This is a genomic window from Nocardia sp. CY15 (genome assembly GCF_009829295.1).
In the GTDB taxonomy this organism is placed as follows: Bacteria; Actinomycetota; Actinomycetes; order Mycobacteriales; family Mycobacteriaceae; genus Nocardia; species Nocardia sputi.
Window position 1 is genome coordinate 96,188 of record NZ_VUOT01000019.1, and the last position, 20,669, is coordinate 116,856.

Annotated in this window: 16 protein-coding genes and 1 riboswitch; of the genes, 2 read left to right on the forward strand and 14 right to left on the reverse strand. The window is 65.3% G+C overall.

Annotation, left to right across the window (positions count from 1 at the left end):
• Window positions 1-134: 134 nt before the first annotated feature.
• The 3 genes from GVY39_RS20695 to GVY39_RS20705 form a co-directional block, all read right to left on the reverse strand.
• Complete coding sequence (locus GVY39_RS20695) at window positions 135-782, reverse strand: hypothetical protein (RefSeq protein WP_159926966.1); 648 nt, start codon at window positions 780-782, stop codon at window positions 135-137.
• Window positions 783-836: 54 nt separating this feature from the next.
• Window positions 837-2,327: an NAD(P)/FAD-dependent oxidoreductase gene (locus tag GVY39_RS20700; protein ID WP_159926964.1), complete on the reverse strand. Its 1,491-nt coding sequence runs from the start codon at window positions 2,325-2,327 to the stop codon at window positions 837-839.
• A 382-nt stretch (window positions 2,328-2,709) separates the two neighbouring features.
• Complete coding sequence (locus tag GVY39_RS20705; RefSeq protein ID WP_159926962.1) at window positions 2,710-3,819, reverse strand: hypothetical protein; 1,110 nt, start codon at window positions 3,817-3,819, stop codon at window positions 2,710-2,712.
• Window positions 3,820-5,440: 1,621 nt separating this feature from the next.
• On the opposite strand from GVY39_RS20705, the gene GVY39_RS20715 reads away from it, so the two are divergent.
• Window positions 5,441-5,872, forward strand: coding sequence for a DoxX family protein (locus GVY39_RS20715; protein ID WP_159926958.1), 432 nt, complete (start codon window positions 5,441-5,443; stop codon window positions 5,870-5,872).
• Window positions 5,873-6,114: 242 nt separating this feature from the next.
• Here GVY39_RS20715 and GVY39_RS20720 read toward each other — a convergent pair whose 3' ends face one another.
• From GVY39_RS20720 to GVY39_RS20730, 3 genes are all read right to left on the reverse strand, one after another.
• Window positions 6,115-6,915, reverse strand: coding sequence for an SDR family oxidoreductase (locus tag GVY39_RS20720; protein ID WP_159926956.1), 801 nt, complete (start codon window positions 6,913-6,915; stop codon window positions 6,115-6,117).
• 54 nt (window positions 6,916-6,969) lie between these two features.
• Entirely contained in the window at window positions 6,970-7,602 is a 633-nt protein-coding gene (locus tag GVY39_RS20725; protein ID WP_236565569.1) for a TetR/AcrR family transcriptional regulator, read from the reverse strand.
• A 293-nt stretch (window positions 7,603-7,895) separates the two neighbouring features.
• Window positions 7,896-8,555, reverse strand: coding sequence for a DUF2306 domain-containing protein (locus tag GVY39_RS20730; protein ID WP_159926952.1), 660 nt, complete (start codon window positions 8,553-8,555; stop codon window positions 7,896-7,898).
• A gap of 168 nt (window positions 8,556-8,723) precedes the next feature.
• On the opposite strand from GVY39_RS20730, the gene GVY39_RS20735 reads away from it, so the two are divergent.
• Window positions 8,724-9,446: a TetR/AcrR family transcriptional regulator gene (locus tag GVY39_RS20735; RefSeq protein WP_159926950.1), complete on the forward strand. Its 723-nt coding sequence runs from the start codon at window positions 8,724-8,726 to the stop codon at window positions 9,444-9,446.
• Window positions 9,447-9,657: 211 nt separating this feature from the next.
• Here GVY39_RS20735 and GVY39_RS20740 read toward each other — a convergent pair whose 3' ends face one another.
• The 8 genes from GVY39_RS20740 to GVY39_RS20775 all read right to left on the reverse strand — a co-directional run bounded on the left by GVY39_RS20740 (window position 9,658) and on the right by GVY39_RS20775 (window position 20,651).
• Window positions 9,658-10,572, reverse strand: a complete 915-nt coding sequence (locus tag GVY39_RS20740) for a D-alanyl-D-alanine carboxypeptidase family protein (RefSeq protein ID WP_201295289.1) — start codon at window positions 10,570-10,572, stop codon at window positions 9,658-9,660.
• Between the two features lie 378 nt (window positions 10,573-10,950).
• Window positions 10,951-11,961 (reverse strand): ABC transporter substrate-binding protein, encoded by a 1,011-nt coding sequence (locus GVY39_RS20745; RefSeq protein WP_159926948.1) that lies wholly within the window; start codon window positions 11,959-11,961, stop codon window positions 10,951-10,953.
• On the reverse strand, window positions 11,962-12,732 hold the full coding sequence (locus tag GVY39_RS20750) for an ABC transporter ATP-binding protein (RefSeq protein ID WP_159926946.1): 771 nt from the start codon (window positions 12,730-12,732) through the stop codon (window positions 11,962-11,964). It abuts the gene before it with no gap.
• Window positions 12,732-13,784: an iron ABC transporter permease gene (locus GVY39_RS20755; RefSeq protein WP_159926944.1), complete on the reverse strand. Its 1,053-nt coding sequence runs from the start codon at window positions 13,782-13,784 to the stop codon at window positions 12,732-12,734. Before GVY39_RS20755 ends, GVY39_RS20750 begins: the two co-directional genes overlap by 1 nt.
• Before the next feature lie 109 nt (window positions 13,785-13,893).
• A riboswitch (cobalamin riboswitch) is annotated at window positions 13,894-14,113 on the reverse strand.
• A gap of 233 nt (window positions 14,114-14,346) precedes the next feature.
• Window positions 14,347-14,907 carry a choice-of-anchor K domain-containing protein gene (locus tag GVY39_RS20760; protein WP_159926942.1) on the reverse strand — a complete coding sequence of 187 codons (561 nt, stop codon included), beginning with the start codon at window positions 14,905-14,907 and terminating at the stop codon, window positions 14,347-14,349.
• Window positions 14,908-15,800: 893 nt separating this feature from the next.
• The gene (locus GVY39_RS20765) at window positions 15,801-18,938 is read right to left on the reverse strand and encodes a TIR domain-containing protein (protein WP_159926940.1); all 3,138 of its coding nucleotides are present in this window, start codon (window positions 18,936-18,938) and stop codon (window positions 15,801-15,803) included.
• Complete coding sequence (locus tag GVY39_RS20770) at window positions 18,932-20,023, reverse strand: hypothetical protein (protein WP_159926938.1); 1,092 nt, start codon at window positions 20,021-20,023, stop codon at window positions 18,932-18,934. The genes GVY39_RS20765 and GVY39_RS20770 overlap by 7 nt, the downstream gene beginning before the upstream one ends.
• 370 nt (window positions 20,024-20,393) lie before the next feature.
• Window positions 20,394-20,651 carry an HPr family phosphocarrier protein gene (locus tag GVY39_RS20775; protein WP_159926936.1) on the reverse strand — a complete coding sequence of 86 codons (258 nt, stop codon included), beginning with the start codon at window positions 20,649-20,651 and terminating at the stop codon, window positions 20,394-20,396.
• Between the last annotated feature and the right edge of the window lie 18 nt (window positions 20,652-20,669).

The window sequence follows — 20,669 nt, forward strand, 5'->3', positions numbered from 1 at the left end:
TTGACGGGTTCGAAGCTACTACAGCCTTCCGCTACCTGCCGTCCAGCACCGGGCGACTCGCGCGCTGACCACGTTGCGCCGAGGATCGACTCTGCCGGGCCAGGGGAGCCCTGTGGCAGAGCCGGAGTGAGCCGCTAGTCGCGCTGCCGGAGGTCGGTAGGTTCGGATTCCACGCGTTCCGGCTCGTCGGCCCACCGCAGATCGCTGTCGGTGGTGTAGGAGTGGTCGGGTGGGATCACGTTGGGGTTGAATGATTCTCGTATGTAGCAGAGCGGCCGATCGGCCGTCACGATGACGTATGCCTTCGCTGCACAGAGGCGGCCGTCCGGCCATCTCGTCAAGCCCGCCCGTAGTATGTGACGCCGCTGGGGTATTCCACGAGAAATCAGGGCGTAACCGATCGGCGTGCGGACATCGCCAACTCCGTAGGCAGCCGCGGGCCCAGGGACGATCACGACATGGTTGGCGGATACGGCCACCATGTCGGAGTCGATCAGGCGCGAGCGGCGGACGATGACGCGGTCGGTCCCGGACACCTGCAATACATCGGTGACGGTGGTGGGCAGCCTACTGGCCGCCATAGCGTCTTGACGGATCACATGAACCTGGAGGTCCGTCCTGAGTATCGCCTCGAGGACCGGCATCGTGGAGCCGTCGCTGGCCAGCAGCATCCTGGTGAGCGGATGGCCGAACCGTCCGATCTCGGCCCTGTTGGTCCGGAAGCCCGAACCACCGGCCGTTGCATCGCCCGGTGGTTCGGGGAGGGATCGAATGATCGTCACAATCGTCGGCTCCGCGCAGTGATTATCACTGGAGATCCGTGTCGAGAGCCGGGACTAAACCGGGGTGACGTCGGTGTCCTTCGGTGGAGTGAATGGGCGAGCTATGGCCTCCTGCTCCGCGGCGGTGCGGGGTTTGCTGGTCAATCCGAGTACCGGTTCGGTCGTGATACGCACCTCACCCATGACGGTGTCGGCCCCGAGCGGATCGCGCCAGATATTCCACACCGGAGACATATCCAAATGGCCCATGTATTTGATGTTCACCGCGGCTGCCTCGTCGTCGAGATGTTCGGCCTCGGTGACGATGGTGTCGGTATCGGTGCGTTGCTGTTCTCCCGCCGACTCGTCGACATCGGTGAGTCCGGCGATGATCCTGGTGAACGACTCCTGCGGGGTGTCGCCATCGTGCGCCTCGGTGAGGCTGCTGGCATGTGTGAAATATTCTTCGGACCCGACGTACTGCTCGTACATTCGCGAAACCAGGATCAGGAAGCGCCAGTACGCTCGGCGATAGGTGTAGTCGAAGAATCCGAGTGCCTCGGACTCGCTCATTTCCCCCCGCAAGGTGGTCGCAATGGCCGCGGATGCGGTCAGCGCTCCGTAGGTCGCCAAATGCACGCCGGTGGACAACAACGGATCGAGGAAGCACGCCGCGTCACCGACAATGGCGTAACCCGGACCGCAGAAGCGATCGGCGACGTAGGAGTAGTCTTGCTCCGCCCGGACGCTGTCGACCTGCTGGGCTCCCTCGAGCAACTCGCTGAGCTGGGCACTGCCTCCGATGACATCGAGGTAGTACGACTCCAGTGATTCGTGTTCACGCCGCTTCGCAACGAACTGGCGCTTGGAAATCACATAGCCCACGCTGAAACGGCCGTCCGACAAAGGGATGTGCCAGATCCAGCCACCCTCGGGGGTGGATACGACGTTGATCGCGCCTTCCGGGCTGTCCGGATGCAGGCGGGCGCCGGTCCAGTAGGACCAGATCGCGGTGTTTCGGAATGCCTTGTGCTGCTTGCGCATATCGAAGTGCCGCTTGGCCAGCAAACCCGCTCGACCGGATGCGTCGACGAGAAAATCGAATTCGGTTGTGCGGGTCTGGTCGTCATCGGGCCCGGTCCATTCGACGGCTGTCGGGCGGTCGCCGTCGAACAGCACGTTTGTCACGGTGGCCTGCTCGATTACCTCGGCGCCCTGTTTTGCCGCGTTGCGCAGCAGGATGTCGTCGAATGCCGCGCGGTCGACCTGCCATGACCAAGCGTCCGCGTCCACGAGCCTGGACCAGTCCAATAGCCAGGTATCGTTCTGCCACAGAAAGACTCCGCCCCGCTTCACCTGGAAACCGTGCGCGGCGACCTCGTCATAGGCGCCGGAAAGGCGCAGTGTCGACAAGCACGACGCCAGAAGGGACTCCCCGATGTGATACCGCGGGAAGCTCTCCTTTTCCAGAAGGGTTACGCGAATGCCGGCTCGCGCGAGCAGGGCTGCCGTGGTCGAACCGGCAGGGCCTCCACCTATTACCAGAACATGCGGATTGTACCCCATAGCAAACTCCCTGGAACTGCTGAGAACGGATAATGCGCCCGCGTCGGGAACTGGACCGACTCCGGGGGCCACGGCCGTAGGCAAACCCGGAGTAAGTGTTGCCGCCGGTTAGCCAGACCGGAGCGGAACACGATATTTACTGTAGCAAAGGAGGTCGGGGCATGTGGTATGGAACGTGAAAACCGTTGTCAGCCGGGACCTATGGTGTACGTGGTACGGCTTCCATCGCTCGCCCCACCATCGCGATGGTCAGAAGTTGCGATGGACGGGCGTCGAATACCGGCCTCGCGCAAGGCTTCGGAGCTCGGATGCGCTGGACTGATCGCTGCCGGAAGCGGACGGGCTATCCAATGCGTTCCGCTGCATCCTATTCGAGCAACTTCTAGCGATGCATGTCGTCGGTGTCGGCTATCGCGACGGTGGTCGCGGCTGCCTTGTGCGCGGAGTCGACACTGCAACGGCCGAGCCCACATGCGGTGGCGACACCGTAAGCGGTCCTCGCCGCGGCCTTCTCGAAGAGAGCAAGCGCGCCGGCGCTGTTCTCGGCGGAGTCCGGCGAAACGACACCGGCGATCAACCGCCAGGCGGGGTCGAGCTTGCGCAAGGGTGCGTAGAAGCGGGGGTCCAGCGGTGCCGGTTCGGCGCCGTATGCGCACGGAATGTGCACGGGGGGCAGTGGCGTCCCCTGTTTGCTAGATAGTCGCGCGGTCTGATTGAGCAGCTTAACCGCCGGTGCCAGCGTGCGCGGGCTCAACAGGCTTTTGTGCTGGTAGTCGCCGTAACACAGGTGCACGATGGTATCCGCCCCGATCTGGTGCATCCGGCCGAGGAAGCTGGCGAGCTGCCGCGCGACGAGCCAGCCGAGTGACCACTGCGCATGCATTTGCTCGGCTTTGACCATGCTCAACAGCGCGATGGGCGACTCCAGTTGCCAGAGAACATGCTCGCCGTGCCGTTCGATGACTTCGGTCATCTCTTGCAGCACCGCTTCGGTGAACACCGGCAGATGACGGAGCGCGTCGACGACGAGATTGGAGCGCCGCAGAGCCTTCCCGACGGGCAACCCGGCGGACACGGCCGCGCCCGCGAATACGAACAAGGCGAGGTCCAGCGGGTTCGGCTGGCTTATCTGAACTTTCGTCGCGGCCAGCTCCGGTCGGTCACGCTGCATCGATTCGAAAGCGGAGACGACTTCACCGATCCGCCCTACCCGGTCCATCGACACATGTCGCGGCTCCAACGTGCGGCCGGAACGCAGGCCATAGCTGGGGAAGTCGCTGTAGTCGGTGTAGTCACCCGAGTGGACGACTTCGAAGACGTCATGTTTCCCGCGCCCGATCAGATACTCGAGGATCCAGTCCGGGTCGAGGTCACAGGGCACCGCGGTGACGGGCCGGTCCTCGCTCCGGTCGGCGAACCATTGCAGCACGGCGCGATCGCCGGTCATCAGTTCCGCGGGCAGGCTGCCGACATAATGCGCGTATCTGGTCATCCGTGGCCCTTCCGATCACTGTCCGGTAGTTGTGCAGCCTACCCAACCGGCCTACGGTTGCCATGCCCAACACTATTGCTACACAGCTTGTTTCGTTACACGTACGGTGCGGGGCGGTGTCGCTTGCGGAAACCTGTGAGAGCTGAAGGTGGATGCCTGGGGCCCGGTCGGCGGAGCTTCGGCCATCCGGGCGCAGAAACAGTTGCCTTTCCACTCATCGGTGCACTCGTCACGGTGACCTTTTCACGGCAACAGCCCTCGGCACGAACAGGTTCAGCCGCCGCGTCCGTCTCGGATTCGGTATGGGCGCACTCGTATACGGCATCGTGATCATGTGTGAGTATCGGGGGGACGGTCTTGCGGAGAGTCAGAGTCAGTGTGGCATAGCAGGTCCATCCACCCGTGGGGGATCGGGATCACCGCTGCGAACACTGTCGGGCTCACCTTCGGTGCTTGATCTCGCGCCTGCACTATTCCCGATTCGGCGCGGTTTGGCCATGCGCCGGATTCCGACGGCCGGAGCATCGCCACCGGCTCGTTTCCGCCGCAACGCGTCGAGATCGACGACATTCTCATCTGGCTCGGCACTGCCCGGATCGTCCTCGGGGACGGCGCGGTGCACCGCGCCAGGGTGGACCGGCCACCACCCGGTCTCCCGCTGCAGTTCCGATCGCAGAACAGGCTTGGTCGGTGCAGGGTCATAGACGGAGCCGCCTTCCGAACGCCAGGTCTTGTGAGGACGCTCGCCGGCCTCTTCCGTCACACGCCGCGGGCGACGCGGCAGCCGGGTGACCTTCGACGTGCCGTCTCCTGACCCCGGGGTCTCGACAGCGTTCATGCCTTCTTCCAGCTTCCTGCGTATCCGTTCCATCGCGTCGAACTCTTCCCGCCGGGCTCTGGCAAGGATTCCCGTCCTGGCACTTCCCGCTCCGACATCAAGCTACTAGCCGATGAAGGACACCGCACCCGTCGGCACCACGAACCGCTGGCCGAGCTGATGTCTGATCCCATTGTTGATTGCGTCGCTCACGCTCGCATTCTGCCTCAGTGGGTGACCAGTGAGCACCGGAGCCAGGCCCGCGCCGTCGCGAGACTCGATGCAGTGTCCTCATCCGTAGACGGGTAGGGCGGATTGAAATGACCTCACGCGGCGACGGTGAACAGGGTCAGCTCATGCGGATGCTGTGATGCGGCGGCGCGAAGTTCGGCACGTTCACCGATCGCGCAGGCCGGTCCGATCCCTTGGGCGACCGATTGCGGCGACAGCAGTCAGCGGCGGCAGTGGGTGACCAGCCTCACCCTGGGCCGGTCATCGGTGGCGGCCATTCGTTCTGCTCCAGCCAGGCAGGCTCTCTGTCGGCCGAGTTTGGTTAGCCACCGGCACCGACCAGTGTGTCGACCGAGGATAGCGAATGGCCCCACCCACATCGGTAGGTAAGGTCGTGCGGCTCGTGCGCGGATCAGCGCAGCGTCTGGGTGATAGGGATCTCCCGGATCGAGCCGGGGACCGTTCAGCGGTTCCGAATAAATCCTCGCGGACAGCGATGAGTCCTCCGACGGTGCTCCGTCCTATCTGTTGAACGTGCTACCAACCCGGCGCGACCGACCAGAAGGACCAGAAATGACCACCGCCAACTCCGCCACCTTCTCCGACGACGTCACCGACCGTCCCGGCAAGATCCGCAACCGCGTCCTGTGGACTCTGCAGATCCTGCTCGGCCTGTTCTTCATCATCGCCTCCGGCGGACCGAAGCTCGTTATACCGAACACCCTGACAGAAAACGCCCCCGAGAATCTGACCATCCCCCTCGGGCTGCTCATATTCATCGGAGTCGTGGAGATCGCCGGCGGTATCGGGCTGATGGTGCCACGGCTGTGCGCCCTGGCCGCCGCGGGTCTGTCCGTTCTCACCGTGCTCGCCGCCGGGACGCAGGCTTTCATCGCCGACAAGCCCTCGATGGCGATCTTCCCGCTGGTGCTCGCCGCGATCTTCGCCTGGATCGCCTACCAGCGCCGCGCCACCATTACCGATCTGCCTAACTCGCTGTCGTGATGATGAATCCATGAGAACGACCGGCGATCGGTGGCACACCCACCGATCGCCGCTCGTGCGTTCTCGGATCGATCGCCCGTCGGGTTGGCGGCGATCGATCCAGCGGCCATCTGGTCCGCGGCGCCCCGGCCCGGCGCCGCACCAGGTGGCCGTCGTCGCGTCGGCGTACTCCGCAGCCGACAGTTATCCGGTGCGTCGTATGCCATGGAAATGAAACGGGTTGGGTCCATGCAGGGTATGGATCAAGCCTTGTGATGCAATCGGCTACCGAGGTCGTTTCCGAGGCGTTCGGAATCTATGAGGCGATGGATGGGTGCTACCAGCCCGGGCGCGATGCATCCGACAGTGGCGAGTATGCGTGTTTCGATGGGAGCGACGACGATTTCGTCGATGTCCTCCTGGACGGCCCGGATAACAGCGCGGGCGACTTGCTCGGGCGTGACCGTGCGCATTCCGGGTGGGAGTCGACTGCCGCTATCGGCGAACATCCCCGCATCTCGGACGAACCCGGGCTCGATGATGGACACGCCGATCTCGGCATCGCGAAGATCGTGCCGCAGGGCGAGGGCGAAGCCGCGAAGGCCGAATTTGGTGGCGTTGTAGAGGCTGACCCGCGGTGCGGGCAGCAGGCCGGCGACCGACCCCATGAAGACGATGTGTCCCGCGCCCCGCATGCGCATTCGCTCGGCGAGATCGCGGGCGAGCAGAATCGGCGCACGCAGATTGACATCGAGGACGCGGTCGAGATCGGCGGCGGCGAAGTCCAGTATGTGGCCTCCTGCCGGTAGACCGGCATTGGCGATGAGAACATCCACCGGCCCAGCCTGGGCGAGCAGGCGTGACAGTTCGTCTGGCTCCGATAGATCCGCGGGAATCACGGTCGCGTCGAGCTCGGCGGCGAGCGCGGCCAACGCTTCGGCGCGGCGGCCGGTCAGCACGAGATCACAGCCGTGGACGGCGAGTTCACGCGCTACCGCGTGCCCGAGACCGCCGGTGGCGCCGGTCAGCAGCACCGTGGCGGAATCCAGTTGCACAGGGGACATGATCGAGTCCTTCCGTGCCGTCGACGACATCGGCGATCGGCTTGATCGAATGGTTCAGCAACTGGGACCGGGTCGATAGGCGCGAAGGAAGGCTTGGACGCCTGCGGTCACGCTGGCGTCGATGTCCCCGGGTTCGGCATCTATGGCGCCCCAGAAGGTCCGGTTGTTGGCCTCACCCGCGGCTAGTAGAACGAAGTGGACGGCTGCGCGTTCGGGGTCGTCGAGTTCGAGCAGCCCCCGTGCGGCGAGCTCGGAGAACCTCCGGGCCAGCGCGGCATGGACCGGCCGAGGGCCGGTGTCGAGCCAGGCATCGAGTATCTCGCCCGGGATATGGTCTGCCTCGGCGCGGATTTGGCGGACGAGCGCGAAATGATCCTCGTCGCCACCGACGACGAAGGCGCGGCCGAGTGCGATCAGGTCCGCCTCGACATCCCCGACGTTGCCCAGATGGTGATCGATCGCAGCACATCGACTGGTACGGGCATGCGCGGCACTATCGACAATCACCGCGGTGAACAGCTGCTTCTTATCGGCGAAGTGCTTATAGATAGTGCGCGTCGACACCGCGGACTCGCCTGCGATGGCGTCGATGGAGGCGCGGGTGTAGCCGTCGCGGCAGAACACCGTACGTGCTCCCCGCAAGATGGAAGCCCGCTTATCCGGCCGCAAGGGGCGCACCACGGCCACATCGGGGCTCGTCATGACCGGCTCTGCGAGTTGCGGGCCATCGACTTCCAACCTGGCTGTCCACCGGCTGCGATCAGGTCTTCGGAGACGAACATCCTGTTCCTCCTGCTGTGTGTGGTGCCGCCGCATCGGGGGTGCTCGAGCTAGAGTACAACGATCACTTTACCCGCCCATTCGGCACAGCGCCAGAACGCCGCATTGTGAGAGCTCCTGTAGGACAGCCACTCCCGCGCATGATCAGATAACCGGCCGGAGCTCCGAAACCAGCTTGCGGACGTGTTCGTCGCGGCAATTCACATGGCTCGAGCTCTTTCGGGCGCGGGTCGGGTCTTCTGCACCCGCTGTCCGCGTTCGATCCACCATTCGGCGGTCAGCAGTGACAGCGTCCAACCGAGCCAAGTGCCGATGCCTGCGATCGTCTGCGTGAGTAGCTCCTCGTCGCCATGAAAGGTGCTGTTCAGCTGGGGACTCAGGATGAGCAGCAGCGCTACGCCGAGTACCCGGTTGAGCATGATGGACAGGGTGAGCGCGAAGCTGCGGATCATCCAGCGGCGATGCTCGGCGAATCGGCGGCGCCGGGCCATGCGCCAGCCGGTGAGGGTGGTGATGAGCCACAACGTCGCAAGCATGACGTTGCCGACCCGGGCGACCGGACCGAAGGGGCTGGTCGCACCGATCACCAGTCCGGCGAGCCCTGCGGGTAGCACACCGGCGATGACGTACCAGCGACCCAACCGCCGATGTGAAACGGGATGCTTGCGCCGAAACCACGGCCAGACCTGGAATCCGCAAACGAGGATGGCGATCGACCCACACACTACGTGCACGACGAGCAGTGGGTAGTGCGGCGCGAATCCCGGGTCGGGGACCCGCGACCGGGTCGGATCCAGCGTCAGATATGGCGGCAGGGAGAAAGCGACGAAGGCGAACGTCAGTACCAGCAGCGGCCCCATCCAGGGGCGCTGCCACCATGATCGCCGATGTGGTTTCGGCGCAGGTGATTTCGGAGGACTAGTCGGTATTGCCATAGTGGACCACCCGTAGATCGCGAGGACGATACTATTGCGTAGTTTATACGCAATAGCGTAGTGCATACGCAATACGAAGGCGTGAGGAGCGAAGTGGCCGAGGAACTACCGCGCGTGGCGCGACTGCTGTGGTCGGGCACTGAACGTTCCGGCCGCGGCCGACGGCCGGCGTTGACCCTGGATCGCATCGTCGAGGCGGCCATCGCCATCGCGGACGCGGACGGGATCGGCGCGCTGTCGATGCAACGGGTCGCCACCGAACTCGGCTCGGCCACCATGTCGCTGTACCGGCATGTGCCGAGCAAGGACGACCTCGTCGCCCTCATGCTCGATACAGCCATGGCCGAACGGCTCGACCTGCCCATGGGTGACTGGCGGGCAGCTCTCGAACACTGGGCGCGCCGAACCCGTGAGATGTATCTACGCCACCCTTGGATATTGGCGGTCGGTGCGAGCAATCGCTGGATGGGCCCGAATGAGGCCGCATGGGGAGAGGCCGCGATGAGCGCTCTCCTCGATACCGCGCTGCCACCGGAGGCCATCGGCGATGTAGTCTTCTCCGTCAACGCTTTCGTCAGCGGTGTTGCGCGCCTGGAGATCGACCCGGCACTGGGCCGCGGGGCAGCGGGGTACGTCGGCCCCATACTCGACCCGGAGATGGTCCAGCGCTACGGGCAGCCCGCGCGGTACCCGGCACTGATGGCCATTCTGACCGCAGGAGCAGGCGGCGACCCTGGTACGCGTGCCGTCGCCGGGGGCGTGTTCGAGTTCGGCCTCGGCAAGCTGCTCGACGGCATCGCCGCCTATCTGGCCTGATTCGAACACCGCGGACTCGCGCCAGGCGGTGATCATGGCCAGGCACACCCTCGGGTTGATTCAGATCGAGAACCTGGGTGACATCTGATTGCGAATTTCGATCACCCAGGTGCTCGTGGCGTGCGGGTCCCTCGTGGCGCCACCCGGTCGTATTTGTCGCGGCGAATCATTCTGGTGTGCGGTGCGGTTGGCCGGTCTGCCGCGTTCGGTGTCAATCGATCGGCAGCAGGCTCAGGATCGGGTCGTAGGCCCAGTTCAGCATGCGCTCGGCGTCGTTCTTGGCGGCGACGTCGCTGTCGGGCGAGCTGTGCAGGACTACACCGATCAGCGGTATTCCCGCCCTGACCGTTTCGAACAGCAGGCAGGTTCCCGCGGCGTCGGTGTATCCGGTTTTGATGCCGATGGTGCCGGGATAGTCGCGCAGCAGCAGATTCGTGGTCTGCCAGAGGTGTGCCCGGTTGTTCGGGCCTGCGGGCAGGTGATAGCTCTTCGACCCGACGATCTCTCGGAACACTGGCGTGCTCATCGCGCGCAGGCCGAGGGCCACCAGGTCCGCTGGTGTGGAGTAGGTGGAGTGGTCGGTGGGGGCGGGCAGCCCGCTGGGGTCGGTGAAATGTGTCCCTGCCAAGCGCATGTGACGCGCGGTGTCGTTCATTCTGGCGAGGAAGCCGTCTTGGCCGGGCCCGTAGGCCTCGGCAAGGGTATAGGCGGCGTCGCAGCCGGACGGCAGCAGCATCGCGTACAGGAGTTGTCGCGCGGTGAGCACTTCACCGGGGACCAGGCCCGCGTTGCTTCCGTCGTACTTGGTGCAGTAGGCGATGATCTCCTGCGGCACGGTAATGCCCCGGTCGAGGTCGCCGGAGTTGATCACTACCAGTGCCGTCATCACCTTGGTGATACTGGCTATCGGGACCGGGATGTTCGGCTGTCGCGACCACAGCACCGTGCCGGTGATTCCCTCTGCCAGCGCTGCTCCCGACGCCTGCACTGCCTCCGGCTCAGGGGTCGGCCAGGGTAATTGAATATGGGTCTCGCTCGCGGCAGGCGCGGGCGCGACTCCATGACCGGCTACCACGACCAGCGCTCCGGCGACAGTGGCCTGCAACAATCTAGCAAATGTGTGCATAGCCGCATTCTGCCGTGTGTCTCTGCCGATCAGCGGGATTTCACCGTCTGCATTATGGCGTTGCTCCAGTACAGCATGCAGTTAGCTAATCAAGGATGCTCTGCGCCCGGCACCTCTCGCGGCGACCGCTCGCCCAGCGGCATCACCGGATCGAACGACGAGTTCGTGTCTCGGGGTGCCTCGATGTGGACCGGCCCGATCTCGGTCAGCACCGAGGTGATCAGGGCTCAGCCGAATCCAGCGGCGGTGACGGCAGGGTCGGTTTCGATGACGCAACCTGCACGATGTTCATCGGTTGCGGCGTGATCATCACGTCCGATCGGAGAATTCCGCCCGGAAAGCTGTACGCCGCTGCCGGGTACAAGTGATCAGCGATGCTCAGTATCCTTTGGAACGGAGGAACCCGGCTATTGTGACGACGGCCTGGGGGTTGCGTGGACTTTCGACCAACGCGGCGTAGGGCAACGCGATGATGTTGTTCTCGCGGACAGCCGCTGTTCCGGCCATCAGCGGATGGGCGCGCAATTGCTCGATCTTCGCTTGCACCGAGTTCTCCGGGCCCGCGCCGTAGTCGACGATCACGATCGCCTGCGGATCCCGCTGTGCCGCGGCCTCCCACGAGGTCGTGGTCCACGAATCGTTCAAATCGTCGAAGATATTGGCGCCACCCGCTTCGCGGATGATCTGCGACGGTGCGGCGGTACGGCCCGAGGTGAACGGTTCCGGTGTCGCGCTGTCGAACAGGAAGACCCGGACCGGTTGCTGTCCGGCCGGTGCACTGTCGGCGGCTACGGCGACCTGTTCCTGGTATCGGGAGACCAGTTCGCCCGCCTTCTCGCGCACATCGAAGATCTCGCCCAGGTTGGTCAGGTCTGTGTACAGGGCGTCGAGCGGTTCCATAACCCCGCGGCGATTCGTTCCGGGCTGTCGGCATGCCTCGGTCAACTGGTACGGCACCGCCCCGATCGACCGCACCCATTCCGGGGTCATACCCGTGGACTCCTTGAATCCGTAGTTCCAGCCGGCGAAGACGAAATCGGGGGCGGCGGCCTGGACGACTTCGCGGGTGAAGGCGTCACCGAGCGGCGGCACGCGTTCGAAGTCGGCCTGCCACGGTGAGGTGGCGATGTCGCGTTCCTTACCGGGGTAGCTGGTGTAGCCGACCAGCCGATCGGCCAAACCGAGGGCCAACATCATCTCGGTGATCCCCGTGTCGTTGGTGATCACCCGCTCGGGGACACCGTCGACGGTGAGCGGAGCGCCGCAGTTGGTGACCGTCACCGACTGACCGCTCACGTTCCTCGGGGCCTGCTGCACCTCGGCGCCGCAAGCTGCCGTGACGAGTACGCACGTGACAGCAATTGCCGTGATCACCGGGGATGACCTCATCTATCGTTCCTTCTGGTCGAAGATGATCTGCGGGACGCCCAGCCGGGGGTGGCTGACGATATGGCCGCCGATCGAGAACCAACGGGTGATCACCTCGGTGGTGATCACCTCGTTCGGGGGGCCCGAACACACGAGCCGGCCCGCGTGCAGGACGAAGATCCGGTCGCAGTGCTGGGCGGCCAGATTGAGGTCGTGCAGCGCCGCCACCACGGTGATGCCCAGATCTCGCGCCGCGGACAGAACGCTGTACTGGTGATGGACATCGAGGTGATTGGTCGGCTCGTCCAGGACCAGAACGCGCGGCTGCTGGGCAAGCGCCCGCGCGATCAGAACACGCTGGCGCTCACCGCCCGACAGCGACAGGAATCCGCGCGACGCGAGATGCCCGATATCGGCCGTCGCCATCGCCGCGGAACAGATCCCCCGGTCGCGTCGGTGCGTGCCCCGCAGCAGCGCGGTATGCGGTAGTCGTCCGGTGGCGACGACCTCGGCGGCGGTGAAGTCGAACGGAGTAGTCGTATCCTGGGTGAGCGCCGCTACCTGACGGGCGTTCTCGCGCATGCTGATCGCCGCGATATCCGTACTGCCGACCAGGACTCGTCCCGTCGTCGGCGACAGTGCGCGGTAGAGGCAACGCAGCAGGGTGGACTTACCGCTGCCGTTCGGGCCCACGATGCCGATGAACTCTCCTGGCGCGGCGGCCAAGGTCACCGCCTCGACGACCGTCGTGCCGTCGAACTCGACCGTGACATTCTCGTAGTCGACCCGCATCAGCCGTGCTCCACCAGTGCGCCGCGGCGTCGCATCAACAGAACGAACACGGGAACCCCCACCGCCGCGGTGATCGCGCCCAGGGGTAACTCCTGCGGTGGTAAGAGTGTCCGCGCCAACAGGTCCGCGGTCACCAGGAACACGGCGCCCAGTAGCGGTGTCACGATGGTGAGGCGCCGGTGGCCGGCGCCCACCAGCAGTCTGGCGATATGCGGAACCACCAGTCCGACGAAGCCGATCGCCCCGCAAACCGCAACGAAACATCCCGTCATCGCGGCGGAGACGACGAACAGGAGCAGCCGGAACCGGGAGGCGTTCATCCCGAGAGCGGCGCCGACCTCGTCTCCCATCGACAGTGCGTCGAGGTGTCGCGCGTACACGGCGATGACCGCCAGTCCGATCGCCGCAACCCCGGCGACCAGTGGCACCATTCGCCAGGTTGTCCCGGCCAGACTCCCGAGCAGCCAGAACATCACGGAACGGGCGGCATCCCCGTGCGGGGCAAGGAATACCAGCACCGTCGTCGCCGCGGAGAAGCCGTAGCCGATGGCGGTACCGGTGAGCACCAGGCGCAGCGGCACCAGCCCAGAGGCCGAACGCGCCATCAGATAGACGAGCACCGTGGCGCCCAGCGCCCCGGCGAAGGCGGCGGTCGACAGCGCGTAGATACCGAGCGCGCCGAAGACCCCGAAGAGTACGACTGCGGTAGCGCCCACCGACGCACCCGAGGAGATCCCGAGGACGTATGGGTCGGCGAGCGCGTTGCGGACCATAGCCTGTACGAGCAGTCCGACCCCGCCGAGACCGGCTCCGACCAGGGCCGCCAAGAGTACGCGGGGCAGCCGGGAATCGACGACGATCCGATAGTTGGCGACGTCGGCGGCGACCACCGTCCCGCCGGTGAGTTCGGCCCAGAGGAACCAGACCGTGTCACGCCAGGGGATATGAGCCGCGCCCAGCGCCAGAGCGAGCACGCAGGCCACTGCCAGCGCCGTGATCAGGCTGGGGACCAGCACGGCGACCGACAGCCGGCGCCTCTCGACACTTCTCATCGGTCCAGCTCTACCCACACCGTCTCGAAATCGGATGTGCGCGGGCAGGCGAGCACCACAGGACCCATACCTCGTCAACCGCTCCCTCGGAGTCGACAGAAGGCCGCGCCATCGGCTCGGCCACGCGGGCAGGTCTTCGGGCTCGTGGACGTGACACCGGAACCTTCGGCCTCGCCTACTGGCGGTCGCTTCCCGGGCTCGGAGCCCAGTGCTGATGACCGCGGTCGTTTCCACATACCGCTGCGGGGCAGCTCCGGATTCCCACCGGATTCCCTCTTACGAGCCGCCCGTCCGGGGGACGAGCGGCAACCAGCGCTCGGTCACAGTAGCATTCGAGCCGCCCGCGGGACGCCGTCGCCTCGATTACCGGCCCGGAGCGCGCGCCGCGGGCGCTGGGCTGTGCATCCGAACTCCGGTCGGGTGCTCGGCTACCCGTGTCCGGTCGCTGCGCGCGAGAATGGCGGGCCGGTTCACGCGCTCGTAGCCCCTGCTGAGCCGGACCGCCGTGCCTGTTTTCGCCGCACGGCGGTGAGGTCCTGCGTCGGCGGGATCGGTGCTGGGGTCAGGAGCCCGGCTCATCCGTCGGCTCGAACCGGGCAACGAGCCAGACTCTTTTGGTTCTGCCCTCGGGATTCTGGAACTGCGGGATCACCTGCCCGGTCTGATCCAAGAAACCCGTGATCGACACCTTGTATTCGGTGTCGTCGATGTACACGATGTCGTTCTCGTGGACTACGGGCAGTTTGACCACGTCGGACACGTCGCCAGGCTGGTTGGCCGTCTCGTTATGGCGGAAACGCAGTGTGAAGGTGTGGTCGAACCCCTCGTCCTGGAAGTCCACCGTGACCTTCAGGTACACCCGGAACTGCGTGTGCTCGAGGTGGATTCGGCGGTTGTAGTGCGCGAAGATGCCGAGATTGAAATCCTTGCCGTCCAGGCGGGCATCGACGTCGGTGAGACCCGTGAAGTCATAACCGCTCTTCTCGCTGTCCTGCGCGCTGCCCCACCTGATGCTGGATCTGATGCCGCTGCTGGATGCGACGCCAGGTTTTCTCAGACCTTCGAACTGTGTCTCGTCGACGCTGACACGCGTCCATTCCCCTTTGGTGCTGACTTTGCCCACGACAGAAACCCTCCCTGGACCCGGATCTCACCGGATGATCTGTCTATCCAACGAGACTCCATCATCCCTCCACGGAGGCAACTTGTCATCGAAATCGTCTGCGAGTCAACGCTACTCGTCGGCAGGCAAGGCAACCGACCCGCAACGTCCCGTTGCCCGTCCGCCGGGCAACGGTCTGGACCCACATCCTGCGCTGCGACCGGTCCGGCCCTGATCGCGGTAGTCGGCGAGTCGGTCCGTCGTAACAACCTCGTGCAGGAAACCGAAAGTCGCCGGACCACGCTTGGAGCGATCTCCACCGAGAGGGATTCGAATGAGAAGACCGATAGTCGCCACCGCACGAGTTGCGGCCGCCGCGGTGCTGGGTCTGGGCGTTGCGGCGGTAGCCGGTTCCGGGACGGCTCAGGCCGCGCCACAGGACTGCGTCATCACGCGGGAGCTGACCAGTGCGACGGCGACATGTCATGATCACGACGCCCCGGCCGGCAGGGAGTACGCCCTGATCGTCGACTGCTTCGGCTTGCACGGTGTGCCGAATGCCTTCCCGTTGATGGCCTTCGGTCCTTACAGCGGCTCATGGAGCGGTTCGTTCAGTCCATCAGGTCATGGCGCGGCCGCGTGTGCAGGTCCTTTCAGCATCGGAACCGCCGCCGGCGCTCACGTAGCGATATACCGCGACTGACGCCCGTTGCGGTGGCGCGAACAAGACTCACGAGGTCGGCGAAAGCTGGTCAGATAGTGCGGGCGGAGGGCTCGGTACGGTCGCGGAATACCCGCGGGGCGCTGCTCCATGGTTTGGCCGGGCGTCTCCAGGCCTTGTTGCAGTGCGGGAGCGATGTCCTCATCTGCCTTGCGCGCGTAGGACAGGAAGACGTCTATGTCGGAGTTCATCCTCACCCTCCAGCACCGGAGCAAGCAGGCGCCGAGTACGCGGTACACAGCTGGTCGATCAGCAGCGGAACCGTGATCGGGATCTCGACGGCGCGCTGCGAAGTCAACTCATCCTTTCGATACAGCAGGATGGTGATGAAGCCATCCGATTCGTACAGCGCGATTCTTTGCGGATGCATGGTGGTGTCTATTGATTGGCGACTGGTCATGAGGCGGCGACCGGTCGCGATGTCGAAGATCTCGAAGGTCGAATCCTCGGCCACCACGACTGCGAGGGTGCCGTGATCGGCCAGGGCGAGGCCGACGATACGTTGCACTGTCACGGGAATAGTCGTCTGCTGTTGCCAGCCGCCGGAGGCGGACCGGTAGATGCGCAGCAGCCCCTCGCCTTCGGCGATTCCCGCGATCAGCGAGTCCGACACCGAGACGCGCGCGCCCGGCCTGCTGACCTCCACGGGTGCGGGCGTGGTGCGGACGTCGGAGGAATCGCCGTCCCATCCGGTGATCTGCAGTCGTCCTGCTTCGTCGCGCCAGAGGATGCGGCCGCGGTCGTCGTCGATGCCGTAGTCGACGACTCGGTCGGGCGGGATCGCGTCCACGAGTTTTCCGCTGTGGCAGTCGATCGTGCCACGTGGCCCCGCGGCTACCAGCAGCGCCTGTCGGGCCGACTTCTTGGATGTCTGGAAACCCGGAGCCGGAACGTACTTCGCAGGTCGCACGGCGCAGAAGTTGTCGGCGTCGCCGATTTTTCCGGTCTCGGTGATCAGGATCGCACGGGTTCCCGGCCCGAGGAAATCGGCGAGAATCTCCTTGCCCGCGGGGTGCACGGCGAGCACAGTGCCCGCCTTCTCGTCGCGCCAGTTCTGTACCTTGCCGTCGGGCCGCACTATCCGCACATGGTCGTATCCTTTGATCACGCGGAGCGCGCCCAGCGCGGTCGTCGTCTCGGGCAGGGGCATCTGCCGCATCCCCCAGGGTTGGTTGGAGGCGCCCTTACTCGAGAGCACTTCGATCGGCAACTCGGCTTGAACGACCGCGATTTTCGACTCGTCGGTGCTCAGCGCCAGCCCGTCGTATGCCGAGCTTTTTCGGAGAACAGTATTTCCGGCCGCGCCATCGCCGTGGGCGGAGAATCGGAGCCCCTCGTCGACGGAGACGACACCGCAGGCCGGACCGGAGGTGGCGAAACCGTTGAACCTGCGTGCGAGGCGGTTGGCGTCCACGGCCCAGACGGCCGTGGATTGCGTGCCGCCGGTGAGGTATACCTGTTCACCGTTCGCGCAGGCGCCGAGGACGGCATCTTCCCCGGCTCGGCCCGCGCCCTGGCTCCACCCCGAGGGCAGCGCCCGCCAGGTGTCGCGAGGCATGTCTTTGACCAGCGGCGGGTACGACACTTCGCCGGGCGGCCAGACAACCGAGGCGCCATCCCGGAATACGACGACGAAACCGTCCTCGACAGGCCGGATCCGTGTGGAGTGGAAGAACCGCTCCTCGCGCGCCCGGCTCTCGATGCGGACAGAACCGGGGGTGCCGGGCATGAACACCGTGCCGTCCGCCGCTACTTCGGCGAGTTCACCGGTGAGTCCGGACAGAGTGAGCCTTGGTGCGGAGTCGACCGCTTCCGGGCTCGCCCTCACTTCGGTGAGTTGGTATCCGTCCTGGTCGGGGCGCCCGAGGAGCCAGCGCCGATCGTCCGCGCGAACGGCGAAACCGCCCGAGTTGTCCAGCACATCAACCGTGCGCACCGGCTGATCGCCGAGCCGATGCACGCCGTCGGCGCGCACTACGGCGATGCCGCCCGCACCAGCGACGACGGCCGCCGGATCCTCGGGCCGTACGGCGACGCTGGGCATGCCCGCCAGTTCGGTCGTTTCGCCCCCATGGTTGGCGAAATACGAAATGCCTTGCGATCCGCCCTTCTCCTGCGTGGTGACGAGGAGGCCACCGGCGAACGTGTGCAGTGTGCACGACCAGGAACGCGACCAGGCGGCGTCCAGCCTTCGGGCCTCCCGGGTGGCCAACGAGATGATCAGTGGACCCGCGTCGCTACAACCGGCGGCCCAGCGGGATCCGACCGAGGCGATCCCACTGAGGTTCGGTACACGCAGCCGCGTCGCGAACAGTTGCCGCCCGGTCTCCAGGTCCCACTGGACCAGATACGAATCGTCGTCGTCCGGAGCATGCCCCCAGGCGAAAAGGTGCGAACCGTCGTGTGAGAAGGCGACACCCGTGCCGGGATAGCCGGCGTCCGCACGCGGGAACTCGAACGCGTGCTGCAGTACGGCACTGGAATCCGCGACGGCGAGCAATGCGGCTCGGACGCTGGTGCTCGAGGAGAGTTGCGCGGCTTCGACGCCCAGCCGGATGCCGCGTGCTGCGGAGTCCCCGGCGGCGAGCAGCGCTTGCGCCGCGTTCGCTTCTGCTCTGGCCTGCACGGCCTCTCGGTCCGCGCGCGCACGATTGCTCTCGGAGCTACGCCAATTGGAGAACGCCATGGTGGCCGCGACGAGCGCCATCACCAGCAGAATACTCAGCGCCGACACGATCGCCCTCGTCTGTCGCTGGCGGCGCTGCTGGAAGTTCGCCTCGGCGAGCAGCAGGTCCTCGGGACGTATCCCCGCGATCGGTGCGTACAAGCCCACCAGCGCGGTCTCGTCGGTTCCCGTCAGAGAACTCTGCAATTCGACCCACTTCTGCTCCTCGGGGAACCGCTTCGCCAGCGCCGACGGCAGGAATCGTGGTTCGGCGAAATCGTTGCGCGCGTCATCCCACTTCAGATCTACCGACGGGTCGTGCCGCACGAGGAACAGGCGGGACACGTCGCCCCCGTTGTCCAGCCAATGCCGGATCTCGAGATCCACCCACGGAGACTTGTAAGTGTCCGGACCGAGTAGGACGATCAGGCAGCGGGAATTCTTCAGCGCGTTCTTGATCTCCCCGCTGAGCTTGCCCGCGATGAGGGACTGGGTGTCCAAGAACAAAGAAATGAGATCGCCGTCGGGACGATGCCGTTTCGACAAGGCGACGAGCGCGCGCTGCAACTGGTGCGCGGCCTTGCTCGAGGTCTGCGCTCGATAGGAGATGAACGCGTCGAACCGCGGTCGTGATTCGTCTGTCGGCGTGGGCGTTTCGTTCAGCACGACAGACTCCCGGAGGTGGCGGCCAGCACCGCGGACTTGGGGAACTCTTTACGGACGCCGCCGGAGACCACGACAACCGACCGCTTGTCGTCGGCGCCCGTGTAGCCGATCGTGTCGCCGCACGTCGGTCCGATCACCTGCGACGCGCGGTCGGATTCGGCCAGTGCGTCTGTGAACGTTTGGGTCCGGACGTCGTACGTACGGATCCAGGACTGCGGTGCCGGATCGCACGTCTCGTCGCGCGGTGGTGCGTGCACCTGGCCGGTGACCACGACCTTGCCGTCGGCCCAGCGCAGACTGTCGATGTAGAACCACGGATCGGACAACGTGCCCGAGGACGTCATGCGGGCCAATGGGCGATCGGGGTAGGTGTCCAGTTCGCGCATCTCCGCGAGATCGACCACGCGAAGATGGGCGATGGTGATACAGGCTCCGCCGGATCCGCCCGCGGTGAGCGCCAGATAGCGCTGGTCGGGCGAGACCTCGGCGTCGAAGGTTTTTCCGTCGATCATCAAGTAGCTCAGCAACTGCCCGGCGCGGGAATATCGCGCGACGACCTGAGGTCCCCGGCGCGCACCGCCGAGCCGTGAGGCGTAGGTCAGGTAGATGTGCTCGTCCGTCGCCGCCAGCACGTCCGGCGGCCGGGAGTCCTCGTCGGTGCGTATGCCGAGCCAGCGTTCGTTCAGTCGAGCCGACGGTGTGGAACGGATCTCGCCGAGGCTGCCGTCGAATTCGACGAGGTCGAAGCCGTCCCCGGCCCGGTAGTTCGCTCGCGCGGTGATCGCGATGTCGCCCGCGAGCGCGACGCCGCGGCAGTCCATGCAGGGTGCGGTACGGCGCTCACCCGTTGCGTCGACGATGCCGATCACGTTGCCGGACACCACGAACGCAGTGCCGCGGTCGCGCCAGGCGGCAGCTGCGCCGTTCCAGTTCCCGTCTTTGGGAGCGAAAGACGTCAATGTCCGAGCGCCGATGCCATCGGTGATGGCGAGACCGGAATCGGTGCTGAGAATCGCGAAGCCTTGGCCTGCGCTGGTCGCCGTGCCGAAGTTGCGGTCGCTGCCGCAGGCGGGTAGCACCGCCACCATAACGAGTATCACGAACAGCGGCCGCAGCGAAACGCGAAGAAAAGAACGCACTCCCGCCCCCATCGGTGTCGAAGTGATCGCGGCCGACGCCGCCGCGACTCGATCACCGAATGATTGCACGAAAGACGTTGCAGCAGCGATGAGTCGCGTCATTCGGGCTGAACAAGACCCGGTACCCGTTTCGGACCCGATTCTTGTCTGTCCCGGAATACGTCACGGATGGTTCGAGAGTGGATTCACCATCACGAGGTGGCTCAAAGGGTGGGAAGCGGATTCCGAATTCTGGTTGCGAAGTTCTGTCCAAGAGCCCCGAACTGTCGACGATTCCTACCGGGCGACGAGATCACTTCGTCGATCGTGGTGCCGCTCAGGTATCGAGATCGGCGGCCACCAGTGCGGCGACCTTGTCCAGCGCGGCTTGGTCGTCGCTGGTGATCACGACCGGGGTGCCCTGTGTGGCGCCGAGGGTCATGATCATCAGCGCCGATCCCGCGTCGACCGGATCGCCGCCGGCGAGCGAGAGGGTGACGGGAACGCCCGCGGCTTGGACAGCTTCGGCGATGATGTTGGCGGGACGGGCGTGCAGGCCGATGGACGAGCCGACCTCGACGGTTGTTTGCAGCATGGCGGGGACTCCTTCTCT